Below are 16,284 nucleotides of genomic sequence, written 5' to 3'. Positions count from 1 at the left end.
CCGCTGCGTACGGCCCGCGCCTGACGGCTCAGAAACGGATGTCCGCGCTCAGCAGGAACGTGCGCGGTGCACCCGGTGTGTAACGGTACCCGCTCTTGTTGATCGCAGCCACGTACTGCTTGTCGAACACGTTGTAGGCGTTCAAGCGCAGCACCAGGAAGTCGCTGACCGGGTAGGACAGCACCGCGTCATATACGGTGTAGGACTTGGTGAAGGCTGGCGTGCCCACCGCCCCGTCCGTGCCGCGATGCATCGCGCTGCTGTAACGCAGGCCACCGCCAACGGTCAGGCCGAACGGGAGCTGATACGTGCTCCAGGCCGTGAAGGCATCATCGGGTGTGTAGGTCAGGTTGCTTGTGCCATCGGCTGCAACGTTCGCCCCCTCCTTCACTTCGGTGTCCAGATGGCTGTAGCCGGCTGACAGCGACCAGTTGTCGGTCAGCCGGCCCACGGCCGACAGTTCAACGCCCCGCACGCGCTTGCTGCCGGTCTGGGTCGGGTTGCCCGCATCGTCCAGCACCTGCGTGTTGATTTCATTCTCCACATCGGTCTGGAAGATCGCCATGTTGAATGCCAGCGCATCGTCGAGGAACGCCCACTTGCTGCCGACTTCGAACGTCTTCGCTTCCTGCGGATCCAGGCGCGGATTGTCCAGGCTGCTGGCCGAACTGCTGAGGGCGAAATTGCTGCCGCCCGGCGGCTGCTGCGACAGCGCGTAGTTCGCGTACACGCTTGCCGCATCGCCCACCTTGTACAACGCGCCGAGCTTCCAGTTCAGCAACGTGTCCGAGGCTTTCAGGGTGGGCACGCCCAGCACCGTACCTGCCGGGTTGCTGCCACAGGCGGGGCCCGCGCGGCCACCGCAGACCACGGCGCTGGCGTACTCCGTGTCGTAGTGATCCGCGCGCACGCCAGCCGTCAACAGCAGGCTTTCGCCGAAGTGCAGCGTGTCGAACAGATACACCGAGGAGGTGGTGGTCTTGCCGTGCGCATCGGCACCGTTGTGTGCCCAGCTCAGTCCCCCCACGTTCCAGTCCGGGTCATACAGATTCGCCGCCGGCCAACTGCTGCCGGCGGTGACGGCCTGGCCGAAGCTGTCCATTTCTTCGCGGGTGAACTCCACGCCGGTGCTGAGGTTGTGCGCGATGGCGCCGGTGGCGAAGTCGGCGCGCAGGTTGAGCTGGTCGGTCAGCAACGTGTTGCGCTGGTCCTTCAACGTGGGCAGGCTGCGGGCGATGGTGTACGTGGACAGGTCGTTGCGGTCGGTATAGCGGATGTTTCCGCTCGGCGCGCCGTTGGTGCCGCGCGTGCCGGTGCCCATGAACGCGGTGAGCAGGTAATCCTGTTCGGTGCGGCCCCAGCGCGCGGTGTTGGTCAGGCGCACGGCGTCGTTGAAGTCGTGTTCGATGCGGAACGTGGCCATCTTCGCGGTGACCTCGTCATGGTCCGCGCGCGTGCCGTAGAAATTCTGCGGATCCACCGGGCGGCCGGCCAGGGCCTCCAGCGTGGGTTGCGGGCTCCAGCCGGGCAGGCCAACGGTGGGCACGCCGCCGTCGGGTACGTTGTCCTGGTCCACGTAGAGCAGGTTCAGCACGTAACGGGTGTCCGTCCCCAGGCCGAATGCCAGCGACGGCGCAATGCCCCAGCGCGAGGTGTTCACGTGGTCGCGGCCGGGCTGGTCGCTGTCCTGCCACACGGCATTCAGGCGCAGCGCACTGGTCGCCCCCAGCGACTGGTTCCAGTCGGCGGTGGCGCGGCGTTGCTGGTCACTGCCCAGGCTGGCGGTGCCGGATACTTCATCATGCAGGGTGGCCTGCTTGCTTACCATGTTGATCGCACCGGTCGGTGCCGAACGCCCGTTGTCGGTGCCGGCCGGACCCTTGGTGATCTCCACCTGTTCGGTGTTGAAGACATCGCGGGAGATGGAGCCCAGGTCGCGCACGCCGTCGACGAACAGGCTGCTGGAGGTATCGAAGCCCCGCATGTACAGCGCATCACCGGTGGCGGTGTTGCCGTTCTCGCCGACGAAGAAGGTGCCCACGCCCGGGCTGTTGCGCAGCGCTTCGGTCAGGGTGGTGGCGCCCTGCTGGTTGAACAGGTCCGCGGTGATCACCTGGATGGTCTGCGGCGTGTCCTGCAGGGACTGGGTGAACTTCGGCGAGGCGACTTTGTCGGCCTTGTAGCCGCGCGTGGCGTGCACATCGACCTTGTCCAGCGTGCGTGCGCCGTCGTTGTCATCGGCGAAGGCAAGCGAGGGCAGGGCGGCCAGGCCAAGCCCCGCGGCCAGACTGGCGGTGGCCAGCGGCAGGCGACGGAACGGGGCGGCATGCTTGCGGCTCTTGATCGGATTCATGGGCAGGGCTTCGGTAATGGCGGGTAGCTACCCGCCAGGTCACAACAGGGCTGCGCCTGGCCAACGGCCGGCGGCGTGCAGATGGGGGATTGCGCCGAAGCCCGCGGGCGACGGCGGTCAGGTGGCGCGCGGAGGCGCCTGACCCAGCGGACGACGCGGCCGTTGCGCGTGGAACGCCAGCGCCTCGACCGGTGCCTGCGTTTTGGCTGCCTCACGTGCAAACAATGCCGTGGGGGCGACCGGCTTCATGCTCGGCGGCGTGCTGCGGCCGGGTTCCGGTTCGGCTTCGGTCGCCCTCATGGCCTGGTCGAACGGCACGCCTGGATGGGGTGCCGGGACGCCCGACTGTAGGGCAGCGCGATGACCACCCATGCGCTCCGGGGCCACATCGGCACCGACAAGCTGCCAGAGCAGCAGCACCATCAGCACCGCCCACGCCACCGTTCCACGACCCGGAAGGCCGACGGTAGGGGGGAGACGTGGCGGGCTACCATTCACGAAGGACGGATCCATGGGCACTCTGTCGCGAATCGTAGCAGTAATGCGAACCATTCGCATGCATTACGGTTGCGTGTTCGGAAGGCGATCACAGCGCCGGACTGCGATTCCGAAGGAGGGCTTGCGCGTGGCAGGCGTCACGCGCGATTGCGTGTGTCAGAACTTTTGTGGGGATATGCGGGGTCGCCGCGACTGAGCGTGGGAGTAACCCTGTCGAGGCATCAGAATTTCTCTCGTGAACCGAGGTTTTGATAGACCCAGGCGATGACGGGAATGATGGCCGGCAAAGCACTGAATACTGCGAACATCGACGCAATCTCCCCGCACCTTACGGCATAGGCTCAGCACCCCTCGATCTGAGTGTGTTCCAATGCCGACGTTTTCTCCCGATCGACCCGTTGCATCTGCCAGCACGATCTCCATCCTCGGAGCGGGTCATTGTGGATGTGCGATGGCGGCCGACCTCATGGCGCGTGGCTTCGATGTGCTGCTGCATGCGCACCCGCACCATCGCCGCGTGCTGGATGCGATCAGTAAGGGGGGCGGCCTGCAGGCAACCGGCCTCGTGACAGGCCGATTCCTGCCGCGCCTTACGACGTGTCTCGTCGAGACGCTCGAATTCTCGACGACGGTGGTCGTGGCTCTACCGGCAAGTGCGCACGACGGACTGATCGCAGCGCTCGCTGGTCATGATTTGCGGTCGCATTGCCTGATCGGCATAAATGGCAACTTCTTCGTTCTTGGCGCTGCGCGCGTGGTCTCTGCCGGACTTGTCGTAGAGACGAGTACGTCGCCGTTCGCGGCCCGCGTGCGCGGAAACGTCGTCAACCTCAGGGGACGGAAGGCCATGATGTGGGCAGGGGGACAGAGAATGCCCGATGTCCAGGAGAAAGCCCTCGTCCAGCGCGTTTTCAGCATGCCGCTGGAGTGGATGTCGAGCGCGTTGGCGGTGGATCTATCCTGCGTCACCGGCGTCATGCACCCAGCGCCCATGTTGATGAACGCAGGGAGGATCGAGTCCACTGTCGAGGGATTCCTGTTCTATCGCGAAGGCATGACGCGCGCGGTCGGTAAGGTGATGCACGCGGTTGACGACGAACGCTGTGCGATCGCTGCCGCACTCGGATTGGCGCTTCCTTCTGCGCTCGGCATCATGAACCGGTATTACGGCCTGAGCCATGACAGCCTCAGCGGATTCGCCGCCCACAGCACGGTCCATAACGTCGAAAAGTCGGCGCCCACTTCGCTGGAGCATCGCTATCTCAGTCAGGACATCCCCTACGTACTTGCGCCTTGGGCGGCACTCGGCCAGCGCCTGGGTGTTCCGACTCCTACCATCGATGCGCTGATGCGACTCGCGTCATTGGCAACCGGTGGTCCGACAGCAGGACGCGGGCGCACGCTGGAGTCGATCGGGTTGGACCGCCTCACCGCACGCGAGCTCGGACGGCTCGCGCTCGGGGAGGCTGCCTGTTCGATGCAGCTCAGTGATTAGTCCCGGTCGTCCCGCGTCCAGACAGCGTCGTGCTCCCGCTTTACCGGGAACTTCGGTGCAGGGCTGTACGCGGGCGCACACAGGGCGCGTCCGTCGCGTACATCGAAGCGGGCACCGTGCAGCACGCATTCGATGCTGCCTTCGGCGGCATTGAACTCGCCGGAAGACAGCTCGAATTCTTCGTGCGTGCACTGGTCTTCCAGCGCATACAGCTCGCCGTCCAGGTTGAAGACCACGATGGGCGTACCGGTCACTTCATCGAAGACGGTCTTCATTTCCCCGGGCAGCAGGTCGTTGCTGGCACACACGAAGGTCCAGGCATCGCTCATCGCGGCAGCCCCGACAGGTGTTTTTCCAGGATCTCGAACTGCAGGTCATCGCGCTTGGGGATGCCGAAGCGTTCGTCGCCGTAGGGAAACGGCTTCTTGATGCCCGTACGGACGTAGCCGCGGCGTTCGTAGAAGGCGATCAGCTCTTCGCGGACATCGATCACGGTCATCAGCATGCTGGACAGTCCCCACGTGCGGACACCGTACGCCTCTGCCTCGGCAATGAGCTGCTTGCCCAGGCCGCTGCCCTGCTGGGTGGGATCAACGGCGAACATGCCGAAGTACCCGTGCTCGCCGCCATCGGCGACGTGGGCGCAGGCCAGCAGGTGGCCATCGCGTTCGGCGAGCAGGATGGTGGAACGGGCGCGGGCGATATCTGCCTGCAGACCCTCTGCATCGATACGGGCGCCGTCCAGGATGTCCGCTTCGGTGGTCCATCCTGCCCGGCTGGCGTCGCCCCGGTAGGCCGAGGTGACGAGGGCGATAAGGGCGGGAATGTCGGCCGGCGTGGCGGCGCGGAAGGTCAGCGTACTCATGCCGCCATTGTAGCGCCGAGCCATGCTCGGCGGCATTTGCCTCACCACGGCTATGCAGCTCAGCCCAACAGCTTGCGGACCTTGTTCAGTGCCACCACGAAGCGTTCGACTTCGTCATGCGTGTTGTAGAACGCCAGCGATGCGCGGCAGGTGGCCGCCACGCCGTAGTACTGCAGCAGCGGATGGGCACAATGCTGGCCGGACCGGATCGCCATGCCTTCCAGGTCGAGCAGGGTGGCCAGGTCATGTGCATGGGCGCCTTCGATCAGGAAGGACACCACCGCCGCCTTGTCCGGTGTCGTGCCGAAGATGCGCAGGCCGTCGATCTTCTGCAGCTCCTCGGTGAAATGCGCCAGCAGCTCCGCCTCGCGCGCTTCCACGTGGGCAAGTCCGAGCGCTTCCAGGTAGTCCACCGCCACGCCCAGGCCGATGAAGCCGGCGATGTTCGGGGTGCCGGCTTCGAACTTGTGCGGGGCCTCGTTGAACACGGTGCCCTCGAAGCTGACTTCCTTGATCATCTCGCCGCCGCCGAGGAACGGAGGCATCGCGTCCAGGTGCTCGCGACGCGCCCAGAGAGCGCCGGTCCCGGTCGGGCCGCACATCTTGTGGCCGGTGATGGCGTAGAAATCACAGCCGATCGCCGCCACGTCCACCTTGCGATGCGGTACGGCCTGCGAGCCATCCACCACGGTGACGATGCCGCGCTTGCGGGCCTCGCGGCAGATCTCACGCACGGGGTTCACGGTGCCCAGCACATTGGACACATGGGCGATCGCGAGCAGCTTGACCTCGGGGGTCATTGCCTTGCGCAGCGCCTCCAGGTCGATCGCACCTGCGGGCGTGATCTCGGCCACGCGGACCGTTGCACCGGTCCGCTCGGCGACAAGCTGCCACGGCACGATGTTGGCGTGATGCTCCATGCGCGACACCAGGATCACGTCACCGGCCTTCAACCGTGGCAGGGCCCAGGAATAGGCCACCAGGTTCAGCGCGAAGGTGGTGCCGCTGCAGAGCACCAGTTCGCTTGCGCGCACATTGAGGAAACGCGCCAGCTTGTCGCGCGCGCCCTCGTAGGCATCGGTGGCCTCGGTGCCCAGGGCATGCACCGCCCGGCTGACGTTGGCGTTGTAGCGCCGGTAGAACTCATCCACCGCGCCGATCACCTGCACCGGCTTCTGGCCGGTGTTGGCGTTGTCGAAATAGACCAGTGGCTTGCCGTGAACCTCGCGCATCAGCAGCGGGAAGTCCTGCCGCACGCGGTCCCAGTCCGGCGCGGTAGCGGTGTCAGCCTGCGGACGCGGGGTGGTCAGGTTCATGCCACGCCTGCCTCGACCAGTGCGCGGTCCAAACGGCGGCCGAGCTGCTCGCGCAGCGCATCGGGCAGCACCTTCAACGGCTCGTGGCAGAACGCGGCGCTGAGCAGGGCCTTGGCTTCCTCTGCAGGCAAGCCGCGCGAGCGCAGGTAGAACAGCGCGTTGGCATCGAGCTGGCCGACGGTGGCGCCGTGCGCGGCCTTCACTTCTTCCGCATCGATCACCAGCGTCGGCTGGCTGTCGATCTCGGCGTCGGCGGACAGCAGCAGGTTCTTGTTGGACAGGTTGGCGTCGGTGCCATCGGCGCCTTCGCGGATGTGGATGCCGCCATGGAACACCACACGGCTGCGGTTGGCGGCCACGCCGCGCCACAGCAGTTCGCAGTTGGTGTCGCGCGCGATGTGCTCGATGCCCAGGCGGGTGTCGACATGGCGACGGCCGGTTCCCAGCAGCACGCCGTTGGCGGTCAGGTGCGCGTTGTTGCCTTCCAGGCGCACGTTGAGCTCATGACGGCTCAGTGCGGCACCCAGTTCCAGGTCCACGCGGTGATACTGCGCATCGCGTGCGAGTACGGCATCGGTGCGCAGAAAGCTGGTCTGTCGCGCGCTGCCGGCCTGCACCCGGGCGTGCTTGAGCACCGCGTCCTGGGCCAGGTGGACATGCACCACGCTGTTGTCCAGATGGGCGCTGTCGCCGACCTGCAGATGGTGTTCAACGATACCCAGCTGTGCGCCGGCGCGCAGCTCGATCAGCGTGCGATGGTGCCAGGCCAGGTCGGTGTCTGCGGCCACGCTGGCGAACACCAGCTGCACCGGGACATCGAGCTGCACGCCGTCGTCCACGCGCAGCACGACGCCTTCATCGGCCAGCGCGCCGTTCAGGCGGGCAAAGATTTCATCGCTGCGCTCGTAACGGCGCGCAAGGAAGCGCGCGCTGTCTTCGCCAGCGGCCAGGGCAGCCGACAGCGGTTCCAGCACCACGCCGGCCGGCAGCCCGTGCGTGTCACTCAGTCCGTCATGCAGGCGGCCGTTGACGAAGACCAGGCGCGGCGCCGGGATATCGTCCAGCAGTGCCACGTCCAGTGCCGGCGGCACGGCAGGCGCGGCGCTGAAGCTGCGGCGCTCCAACTGGCGCAACGAGGTGTATTTCCACGCTTCGGTGCGCGGGCCGGGCAGCCCGTCATGCAGCGCGGCATCCAGCACCTCGCGGCGCGCAGCGCTGCCGCTGAAGGTGGCAGCCAGTGAATCCAGCAGTGCGCTCATCAGACCGCCGCCTCCGGCACCACGCGATTCTTCAGGAAGTCGTACCCGTGCTCTTCCAGCTGCAGGGCCAGCTCCGGGCCACCGGACTGGACGATGCGGCCGTCCGCCAGCACATGCACGAAGTCCGGCTTGATGTAATCGAGCAGGCGCTGGTAATGGGTGATGACCAGGAACGAGCGCTCCGGGCTGCGCAGCGCATTGACGCCGTCGGCGACGCTCTTCAGCGCATCGATGTCAAGGCCCGAATCGGTCTCGTCCAGGATCGCCAGCTTCGGCTCCAGCACGGCCAGCTGGAAGATCTCGTTGCGCTTCTTTTCGCCGCCGGAGAAGCCTTCGTTGACGCCGCGATGCAGCAGCTCATCCTTCAGGTGCAGCACGGCGAGCTTCTGCCGCACCAGCTTAAGGAACTGCATCGAATCCAGCTCGTCCTGCCCGCGCGCACGGCGCTGGGCATTCAGCGCGGCGCGCAGGAAATAGGTGTTGTTGACGCCGGGGATTTCCACCGGGTACTGGAAGGCCAGGAACAGGCCGGCAGCGGCGCGCTCTTCGGGCGACAGCTGCAGCAGGTCGGCGTCTTCGAAGCGCACGCTGCCTTCGCTGACGTCATAGCCTTCGCGACCGGACAGCACATTGCCCAGGGTGGACTTGCCGGCGCCGTTGGGACCCATGATGGCGTGCACCTGGCCGGGCTTCACGTCCAGCGACAGGCCCTTGAGGATTTCCTTGTCGCCGATGCGTGCGTGGAGGTTGTCGATCTTCAGCATGTCGATAATCGTCTTGTCAGATAGGGGGCTGGAGGCGGCGCGACTCAGAGGTCGTATTCGCTGCGCTCAAGGAATTCTTTACGCAGGTAGGCGGTACGCGCACCGGTCAGCGCCGCCTTGGCGTCGGAGTACAGCATCGGGTACATCGAGCCGTACAGGAAACGCGGGTTTTCGTCGGCACCCACGGGGTACCGCGCTTCCAGGTCGGCATCGCGCAGCTGGACCCACACCCGCTGGGCGGCTTTCATCTTCGCCAGCGCCACGGGTTCGCTGGCCAGCTTGGCCAGGACCTGCCGATACACGGCATTCAATTCGGCGTCTGCCTGCTTGAATTCGCGGTCGGCGCAGGCATTGAGCTCAAGCTGGCTACCACCCGGATCGCACGCCACCGGTTGCGCGGCCGCAGGTGCCGCTGCGCCCAGCAGCAGGCACAGACTGATCAGGACACGGATCATCCGACTGAACCTTCCAGCGACACGTCCAGCAGCTTCTTGGCTTCGACGGCGAACTCCATGGGCAGTTCGCGGAACACCTGCTTGCAGAAGCCGTCGACGATCAGCGATACCGCGTCTTCCTGGCTGATGCCTCGTGCCCGGCAATAGAACAGCTGATCGTCGGAGATTTTCGAGGTGGTGGCCTCGTGCTCGACCGTCGCGCCCGGATTCTTGACCTCGATGTACGGGAAGGTATGGGCACCGCACTTCTTGCCGATCAGCAGCGAATCGCACTGCGTGTAGTTGCGTGCACCGTCAGCGCCGCGCTCGATCTTGACCAGCCCGCGGTAGGTGTTCTGGCCGTGGCCGGCGCTGATGCCCTTGCTGATGATCTTGCTCTTGGTGCGCTTGCCAACGTGGATCATCTTGGTGCCGGTGTCAGCCTGCTGGCGATGGTGGGTCAGCGCCACGGAGTGGAACTCGCCGACCGAGTCGTCGCCCAGCAGCACGCAGGAGGGATACTTCCAGGTGATCGCCGAACCGGTTTCCACCTGCGTCCAGGTGACCTTGCTGCGGGCACCACGGCACTCGGCGCGCTTGGTCACGAAGTTGTAGATGCCGCCCACTCCGTTCTCATCACCCGGGTACCAGTTCTGCACCGTGGAGTATTTGATCTCGGCATCGTCCAGCGTCACCAGTTCCACCACGGCGGCATGCAGCTGGTTTTCGTCGCGCATCGGCGCGGTGCAGCCTTCCAGGTAGGACACGTAGGCCTGGTCTTCGCAGATGATCAGGGTGCGCTCGAACTGGCCGGTATGGCCCGCATTGATGCGGAAATAGGTGCTCAGCTCCATCGGGCAACGCACGCCCTTGGGGATGAACACGAAGCTGCCATCGGAGAACACGGCCGAGTTCAGTGCGGCGAAGTAGTTGTCACCTACCGGCACCACCGTGCCCAGGTACTGCCGCACCAGGTCCGGGTACTCCTTGATGGCCTCGGACATCGAGCAGAAGATCACACCTTTTTCAGCCAGCTCCTTGCGGAAGGTGGTGCCGACAGAGACCGAGTCGAACACCGCATCCACCGCCACGCCGGCCAGCCTGGCGCGCTCGTGCAGCGGCACGCCCAGCTTGTCATAGGTGTCGAGCAGCTCCTTCGGCACGTCGTCCAGCGAGGCATACTTCGGGCCCTTCGGCGCGGAGTAGTAGCTCAGGCCCTGCAGGTCGATCGGCGCGATCTTCAGCTTCGCCCAGTCCGGCATCGGCATGGTGAGGAAGTGGCGGTAGGCTTCAAGCCGCCACTGGGTCATCCATTCGGGCTCTTCCTTCTTTGCCGACAGGGCGCGGATGGTGTCCTCGTCCAGGCCCGGCGGCAGGGAGTCCGATTCGATGTCCGTGATGAAGCCGGCCGAATACTTGCGGCCGAGCTGCTCGTGGATCTCGCGGTTGGGCGTGTCGCCGGTGGCGACGGTGTCGATGATGTCGGTGGCCATGGGGGCTGCCTGTAAATCAGGAGACGACAGCGGCCGCGATGGCGCGGCGCTGGGAGTCGTCAACAAGGGGATGAGGGGAGAGAATCTGGGCGAGCGTGACTGCACGCAATGCCTCGGACACCACGTCGTTGATCAGCCGCCAACTGCTGCGCGCACCGCATTTGGGGGCCATGCCGCACTGATGGTTGTCATGGCTGCATTCGGTCAGTGCCAGCGGCCCTTCCATTGCTTCCACGACCTCGAACAGTGAGATATCGCCCGGGGTGCGGGTGAGGCGGTAGCCGCCGCGCACGCCGCGCAGGCCTTCGACCAGCCCGGCCTGGGCCAACGGCTTGAGGACCTTGCTGACGGTGGGCGGTTCCAGACCTGTGAACTCGGCCAGTTCGGTCGCGCTGAGGACTTCGCTCGGACGGGCAGCGAGCACGGTCAGCACGACGGTGGCGTAATCGGTGAGCTTGGTGACGCGAAGCATGGGGTCTGCGGCTGTTCTGCAAAGCGGACCGAAATTGTACGCTTTTCTTCGCCGGCGTCCAAGTTGGACCGTAACCCCGCGATGGGCGCGTGGCGGCGGCGGGGCGCACGAATGGTGGGACATGGCCCGGATTTTGGCAATCACGAAGATTAAGGGAGAATCAACGTCCCACTGTCCACAACGCGCCCGCGCCCATGCCGAAGAAGATCAAAGCCCGCAAATCCGCCATCCATGGCAACGGCGTGTTCGCCATCGCACCGCTGAAGCAGGGGGAGCGGGTGATCCAGTACAAGGGCCTGCTGCGCAGCCATGCCGACGTGGACGCAGACGACAGTGGCGACGTGGAAAGCGGGCATACCTTCCTGTTCACGCTGAACGACGACTACGTGATCGATGCCAACTACAAAGGCAACGAGGCGCGCTGGATGAACCACAGTTGCGATCCCAACTGCGAAGCGTTGATCGAAGAAAGCGAGGAAGGCAATTCGCGTGAGGACAAGGTGTTCATCGAAGCCCTGCGTGACATCGCACCGGGCGAAGAGCTGGTCTACAACTACGGCATCACCCTGGCCGAGCGGCACACTGCACGCCTGAAGAAGGTATGGGAATGCCGCTGCGGGTCGAAGAAGTGCACCGGCACGATGCTGCAGCCCAAGCGCTGATCCGCACGCGCCGTCCACATCCGTATCACTGCCGGAAAATGCGCCGGCGGTGATGCTGGGGCTCCATTTCCCAGGAGCATTCCCATGGCACAGCGTCTCGAAGGCAAGAAGGTCGCCATCCTCGCCACCCACGGGTTCGAGCAGTCCGAGCTGACCGAGCCGAAGAAGCTGCTCGAGGGCTGGGGTGCGAAGACCACGGTCGTGTCACCTGCCAAAGAAGACAGCATCAAGGGCTGGAAAGAAAAAGACTGGGGCGACGCGGTCAAGGTGGATCTGGCGCTGTCCGGCGCTGATGCCGGGGACTTCGACGCGCTGGTGCTGCCCGGCGGGCAGATGAATCCGGACGTATTGCGCATCGAGAAGGACGCGTTGGCGTTCATCGAAGCATTCGCGAAAGCGGGCAAGCCGATCGCCGCCATCTGCCATGCCCCGTGGCTGCTGATCGACAGCGGCCTGGCGAAGGGCAAGCAGGTGACCTCGTGGCCGTCGGTGCGTCGCGATCTGGAGAATGCAGGCGCGCAGTGGCGCGACGCCGAGGTGGTGGTCGACGGGCAGCTGATCACCAGCCGCAAGCCGGATGACATCCCCGCCTTCAGCGAGGCTGTTGCCAAGGCGCTGGAAGGCTGACCGGAGAACGTAGCGCCGAGCCACGCTCGGCGTTCTTGAACCGAAGCGCCGAGCCATACTCGGCGTTTTGCCATCCAGCGGGGCTCAGCGCCCCAGCAGGCCCGCCGGCACCATCGTGCCGAGATCCTGGTTGAACGTGACCTGCAGGCGGCCGTCCTTCACTTGTGCCGACTGCACCTGCAACGTGCCCAACAACCCGGCGACGGCCGGGTCGATCTTGTAGATCGGCTCGCGCTGCGCGTAGTCGGTCAGCCACGCATTGAGCAGCGAGCGGGTGCGTGAGTCGAGCCGTGCACCCTGCTGCGCAGGCACGAAATCATCCATGCTCGGCTGCTGCAGGTGGAACCCCTGGGTCTGCTGGTCGTAGCGCAGCCCACTGCTCAGCTTGACCGTACCCAGCTTGGCCGGCGCCCCACCGGCGGTGGCCAGTGCAACGTCCATGCCCAGGTTGAGGCGCTCACCGGCGGGCAGGCTCAGCTGTGGGTGGCTCATGGTCAGGGCGATCAAGCCGCCCAGCGCATCCTGGGTGCGCGGGAAGCTGCTCTCCAGATACTCCTGCACATCGCCGGCGCCGACAGACAGCTGACGCCCGTCGATGGACGGGGCGGCCTGCGCGCCGATGGCGGCGGCAACCAGCACGGTGGCCGTGGCAAACCGGGTAAGCATGGGACGAAGACGCATGGTCGTGGCCAGAAAAGAGAAGGACAGGGGGAAAGATAGCCCGCTGCACTGAACGGCGCGTGGACAACGCGCTCAGTCGAGCACCGGCTGCAGGCTGGCCGAGTGGATCAACCACGCGTTGCGTGCAGTATCGGGGACCAACCGGTACCAGCCGGTATAGCGGAGCGTGCCCGTCGATGTGACCGCACGTACCCGCACCGGTACTTCGATCAGATGGCTGGGCTGTTGCTGGTCGCGCGCCAGCGGCGACTGCGTGTCCACGCGCAGGGTGAGCACGTCGCGCAGCTCACGCAGGGCGGCATCATCGGCACGGCCGGGGGGCGGGGGCACCATCCACGCCGCATCGGCCGCGGTCGTATCGCGCTTCAGCAGCTGCACGGCATAGTCGCGCACCACCTCGCCCGGGTCCTGCGCGCTGGGCGGCAGCGCAGACAGCAGCGGCAGCGACACGGGCCGCACCGGCACTGCGGAGGTCGCCTGCTGCGTGTCAGCGGCCTGGTCGGGCCTCTTGCTATCACCGGGGCTGCGCGTCGGGGTGGGGTCGGCAACCCGCTGGCACGCGCACAGCAGGATCAGCATCGCGGGTACAGACCAGATAGCGCGCTTCGTCATTGCCGAGATCCTGGTTGGCCAGCGCACAGTCTAGCCAGCGTCGAGCTCAGGCAGGGCGGTGCAGGGCATCCAGAATGTCCAATGCGTCGCGCAGGGACCCGGCATGGGCGACAAGCGGATGACCGGACTCGTCGGCATGTCGGTCCAGCACATCGCGCAGGATCTGCGTGGCGACCAATACCGACGCGCGCTCGTCCCCGCTGAAACCGGCCAACCGCGGCGCGCGCTCCAACTGGCGCATCCAGTCGTGCTGCGCGCGGTGCTCCAGCTCGATGGTGCAGCGCCCGCTGCACTGGATGCCGTCCTTCTCAATCGGGGTGACAGTAAGGCGGTAGCGGGTGGAGGGGCTGGCCATGGCGGGCATCCGTTGGGGGGTGCGACCACCATAGGGCTGTCAGGACAGGGCGACGACCAAGCCCGCTGCACGCAGTGTTCCACCATCCCGCCAGCGGGCATCCGCGGAAGCGGTGCCAACCTTGCACGGCAAGGCCAACGAGGTGCAGCGCAGCGAAACGTGAGCCGACGGCACACTGTGTTGCGCGGGGCCGCATCGCGGTCCACAACGACGAACGGGACAGCCTGAGCCGTCCCGTTCGCGGTGAAACCCGGTATGCCTACGCGATCAGAGCGCGGCGTCCTTGAGCTTCTTCAGCGGACGCACCTTCAGCTTGGTGGTGGCCGGCTTGGCAGCAAACCACTGCTCTTCCTTGGTGAAAGGGTTGATGCCCTTGCGCTTCGGCTTGGCGGCGACGCTGACGGTGGAGATCTTCAGCAGGCCCGGCAGGGTGAAGCTGCCAGCGCCCTTCTTGTGGACCGACGAGGCGACGGCGCTTTCCAGCGAGGCCAATACAGCGCGGACATCCTTGGCGACAACGCCGGAGGCTTCCACGATGTGTGCAACCAGGCCCGACTTGGTCAGCACTTCCTTGATCGGCTTCGGCGCGGCCGGCTTGGCAGCTGCCTTGGTCGCGACTTTCTTTACTGCCTTCTTCGGGGCAGCCTTCTTAGCGGTCTTTGCCATGGTTTCCTGTTCCGTAAACGGTTGGTTGTGTGGTCATGCCGACCCCGTCGGCAAACGCAATGTAGGGCAACTACAAGGCGCCGCCAATAGGTTATACGCGGAAAAGCCTGCTTTTTTCGCGATCACTCGACCTTGGTCGGGGGGCGCTCAGCTGCACGCCGCATGCGCGGGACGGTGGAAGGCGTGGAATTTGCTCGGAAAAACCACGCTGCGCGGAAATCCGGCAGGGCGCGCAGCACGCGCACGCCGTTCGTCGGCGGACCTTCATCGTGGCGTTGCAGCAGCCGACGCTGCGCTAACGGCGCGGTGGGTAGGGTGGTCCCGAATCCAACCGAAGGAGTCATGCAATGGGCATTTCGCGCCACGCTACCGCGCACTGGGAAGGTGACCTGAAGACAGGCAAGGGACAATTGAGCACGCCGCAGAGTGGCTTGATGGACAAAACCCGTTATGCCTTCAGCAGCCGCTTCGGTGATGAAAAGGGCACCAACCCGGAAGAATTGATCGCTGCCGCACATGCAGGCTGCTTCACCATGGCCCTGTCGGCCAAACTGACCGAAGCGGGCTTTCCGCCGACTTCGCTCGATACCGAAGCCAAAGTCGACCTGTCGATGGAAGGCGGGCCGCAGCTCTCCCAGATCACCTTGAAGGTCGAAGCCAAGGTGCCGGGGATCGAAGCGGAGAAGTTCCGTGCGATCGCCGAAGATGCCAAGCAGAACTGCCCGGTGTCGAAAGCACTGAGCGCCGTGCCGGTCACGTTGGACGCCAAGCTGCTCGACTGACTGATCAACGGGAGTGACAGCCGCTGGCTGTCACTCCCCACCGCTTCAGCATGCCGCCTACCAGTCGATGGTGCCGCGGATCACCGTCAGGATCTGGCCACCGGACCAGACCTCGCCCGCATCATCCACAGCCAGGTGCAGGCGCGCATCGTGACCCACTTCGCGACCCTGGCTGGCCGTGTACTCGCGTCGCCCGCGCGGCATGGCGTCGCGCTCATCCAGCCACGCTGCCAACACGGCATTCGCCGCGCCCGACGCGGCATCTTCGAAGCGCCTCCCGTTCCCGACGAACGCCCGCACCGCGACATCCCACGGCTGGCCGGAAGACCGGGCGTAGGCAAACACGCCCATGCTTCCGGTTGCCTCCGCCAGCGCCGCCACGGCGTCCCAGTCCGGCGTCAGGGCGCGCAACGCAGATTCGTCTGCGACCTCGACGACCCACCAACTGCGGCCGCCCTGCATGCGCGCCGGCGGCAGAGTGCCCAGCGGCCAGCCCGCGATGGCAGCGGCCAAGCGCGGATCGGAGGCGTCCACGACTTCAGCGACTGAAGCACGTGGCGTGCGGATGGCGATACGGCGTTCATGTCCTTCCCCCTCGACGCGCAGCGGCAACCGGCCGGCGATGCCGTCCTGCATCAGCAGGCCCTCCCGCGGCGACGCCAGCCCGGCTTCGATCACGGCATGCGCGGTTCCGATGCTGGGATGGCCCGCGAAGGGCACCTCTTTCTGCGGGCTGAACATCCGCAGCCGGTAGCTGCTGGCCGCATCGACGGCGGGCAGCACGAAGGTGGTTTCCGGCAACCGGGTCCAGCGGGCGATGGCCTGCATGGCCGCGTCATCCAGGCCCTCGGCATCGAGGACCACGGCCAGCGGGTTTCCCGTTCCGGCACCGGTGGAGAAGACATCCAGCTGCAGGAATCGGCGGGTGGTCATCGGCAACGCTCCATGGG

At 65.7% G+C, this 16,284-nt stretch carries 19 protein-coding genes; 4 read left to right on the top strand and 15 right to left on the bottom strand.

Annotated elements, in window-relative coordinates; all coding sequences use genetic code 11:
* Positions 1 to 28: 28 nt before the first annotated feature.
* Together IFT58_RS03825 and IFT58_RS03820 are read right to left on the bottom strand one after the other, a co-directional pair.
* Positions 29 to 2,353: a catecholate siderophore receptor Fiu gene (locus IFT58_RS03825; protein ID WP_192093962.1), complete on the bottom strand. Its 2,325-nt coding sequence runs from the start codon at positions 2,351 to 2,353 to the stop codon at positions 29 to 31.
* A gap of 117 nt (positions 2,354 to 2,470) precedes the next feature.
* A complete protein-coding gene (locus IFT58_RS03820; protein WP_192093961.1) occupies positions 2,471 to 2,776 on the bottom strand; it encodes a hypothetical protein in 306 nt (101 codons plus the stop codon).
* Between the two features lie 526 nt (positions 2,777 to 3,302).
* Between IFT58_RS03820 and IFT58_RS03815 the strand changes: the two genes are divergently transcribed.
* Entirely contained in the window at positions 3,303 to 4,346 is a 1,044-nt protein-coding gene (locus IFT58_RS03815) for an NAD/NADP octopine/nopaline dehydrogenase family protein (RefSeq protein ID WP_192093960.1), read from the top strand.
* On the opposite strand, the gene IFT58_RS03810 is transcribed toward IFT58_RS03815, so the two are convergent.
* Genes IFT58_RS03810 through IFT58_RS03775 form a run of 8 tightly spaced genes read right to left on the bottom strand, consistent with a single transcriptional unit; the run spans position 4,343 to position 10,949 of the window.
* Positions 4,343 to 4,675, bottom strand: a complete 333-nt coding sequence (locus IFT58_RS03810; protein WP_192081471.1) for a non-heme iron oxygenase ferredoxin subunit — start codon at positions 4,673 to 4,675, stop codon at positions 4,343 to 4,345. The genes IFT58_RS03815 and IFT58_RS03810 overlap by 4 nt on opposite strands.
* Positions 4,672 to 5,211: a GNAT family N-acetyltransferase gene (locus IFT58_RS03805; RefSeq protein ID WP_192093959.1), complete on the bottom strand. Its 540-nt coding sequence runs from the start codon at positions 5,209 to 5,211 to the stop codon at positions 4,672 to 4,674. Before IFT58_RS03805 ends, IFT58_RS03810 begins: the two co-directional genes overlap by 4 nt.
* A gap of 59 nt (positions 5,212 to 5,270) precedes the next feature.
* The gene (locus IFT58_RS03800) at positions 5,271 to 6,527 is read right to left on the bottom strand and encodes a cysteine desulfurase (RefSeq protein ID WP_192093958.1); all 1,257 of its coding nucleotides are present in this window, start codon (positions 6,525 to 6,527) and stop codon (positions 5,271 to 5,273) included.
* A complete protein-coding gene (gene sufD, locus IFT58_RS03795; protein WP_192093957.1) occupies positions 6,524 to 7,786 on the bottom strand; it encodes a Fe-S cluster assembly protein SufD in 1,263 nt (420 codons plus the stop codon). The genes IFT58_RS03800 and sufD overlap by 4 nt, the downstream gene beginning before the upstream one ends.
* The gene (sufC, locus tag IFT58_RS03790; RefSeq protein WP_188326425.1) at positions 7,786 to 8,550 is read right to left on the bottom strand and encodes a Fe-S cluster assembly ATPase SufC; all 765 of its coding nucleotides are present in this window, start codon (positions 8,548 to 8,550) and stop codon (positions 7,786 to 7,788) included. The genes sufD and sufC overlap by 1 nt, the downstream gene beginning before the upstream one ends.
* A gap of 44 nt (positions 8,551 to 8,594) precedes the next feature.
* Positions 8,595 to 9,005 (bottom strand): lysozyme inhibitor LprI family protein, encoded by a 411-nt coding sequence (locus tag IFT58_RS03785; protein ID WP_197974545.1) that lies wholly within the window; start codon positions 9,003 to 9,005, stop codon positions 8,595 to 8,597.
* Entirely contained in the window at positions 9,002 to 10,477 is a 1,476-nt protein-coding gene (gene sufB, locus IFT58_RS03780) for a Fe-S cluster assembly protein SufB (protein WP_192081467.1), read from the bottom strand. Before sufB ends, IFT58_RS03785 begins: the two co-directional genes overlap by 4 nt.
* 16 nt (positions 10,478 to 10,493) lie before the next feature.
* Positions 10,494 to 10,949 (bottom strand): SUF system Fe-S cluster assembly regulator, encoded by a 456-nt coding sequence (locus IFT58_RS03775; protein WP_188326427.1) that lies wholly within the window; start codon positions 10,947 to 10,949, stop codon positions 10,494 to 10,496.
* 194 nt (positions 10,950 to 11,143) lie between these two features.
* Between IFT58_RS03775 and IFT58_RS03770 the strand changes: the two genes are divergently transcribed.
* Together IFT58_RS03770 and IFT58_RS03765 are read left to right on the top strand one after the other, a co-directional pair.
* The gene (locus tag IFT58_RS03770; protein ID WP_188326428.1) at positions 11,144 to 11,611 is read left to right on the top strand and encodes an SET domain-containing protein-lysine N-methyltransferase; all 468 of its coding nucleotides are present in this window, start codon (positions 11,144 to 11,146) and stop codon (positions 11,609 to 11,611) included.
* Between the two features lie 84 nt (positions 11,612 to 11,695).
* Entirely contained in the window at positions 11,696 to 12,238 is a 543-nt protein-coding gene (locus tag IFT58_RS03765; RefSeq protein WP_188326429.1) for a type 1 glutamine amidotransferase domain-containing protein, read from the top strand.
* A gap of 84 nt (positions 12,239 to 12,322) precedes the next feature.
* Here IFT58_RS03765 and IFT58_RS03760 read toward each other — a convergent pair whose 3' ends face one another.
* The 4 genes from IFT58_RS03760 to IFT58_RS03745 all read right to left on the bottom strand — a co-directional run bounded on the left by IFT58_RS03760 (position 12,323) and on the right by IFT58_RS03745 (position 14,552).
* Positions 12,323 to 12,919, bottom strand: a complete 597-nt coding sequence (locus IFT58_RS03760; RefSeq protein ID WP_192093956.1) for a DUF1439 domain-containing protein — start codon at positions 12,917 to 12,919, stop codon at positions 12,323 to 12,325.
* 72 nt (positions 12,920 to 12,991) lie between these two features.
* A complete protein-coding gene (locus IFT58_RS03755) occupies positions 12,992 to 13,531 on the bottom strand; it encodes a hypothetical protein (RefSeq protein ID WP_192093955.1) in 540 nt (179 codons plus the stop codon).
* Positions 13,532 to 13,577: 46 nt separating this feature from the next.
* Positions 13,578 to 13,886, bottom strand: coding sequence for a DUF3861 family protein (locus tag IFT58_RS03750; protein ID WP_192093954.1), 309 nt, complete (start codon positions 13,884 to 13,886; stop codon positions 13,578 to 13,580).
* 267 nt (positions 13,887 to 14,153) lie between these two features.
* On the bottom strand, positions 14,154 to 14,552 hold the full coding sequence (locus IFT58_RS03745; RefSeq protein WP_188326433.1) for an HU family DNA-binding protein: 399 nt from the start codon (positions 14,550 to 14,552) through the stop codon (positions 14,154 to 14,156).
* Between the two features lie 347 nt (positions 14,553 to 14,899).
* Here IFT58_RS03745 and IFT58_RS03740 point away from each other — a divergent pair, with 347 nt between their 5' ends.
* Entirely contained in the window at positions 14,900 to 15,334 is a 435-nt protein-coding gene (locus tag IFT58_RS03740; RefSeq protein ID WP_188326434.1) for an OsmC family protein, read from the top strand.
* Between the two features lie 57 nt (positions 15,335 to 15,391).
* Here the strand turns inward: IFT58_RS03740 and IFT58_RS03735 are convergent, their stop codons facing one another.
* A complete protein-coding gene (locus IFT58_RS03735; RefSeq protein WP_192093953.1) occupies positions 15,392 to 16,267 on the bottom strand; it encodes a PhzF family phenazine biosynthesis protein in 876 nt (291 codons plus the stop codon).
* Positions 16,268 to 16,284: the final 17 nt, after the last annotated feature.

The organism is Stenotrophomonas sp. CFBP 13718 (assembly GCF_014842145.1).
Classification (GTDB): Bacteria; Pseudomonadota; Gammaproteobacteria; order Xanthomonadales; family Xanthomonadaceae; genus Stenotrophomonas.
The sequence above is the reverse complement of the archived record's forward strand: the minus strand, read 5'-3'. Positions and strand labels throughout refer to the sequence as shown.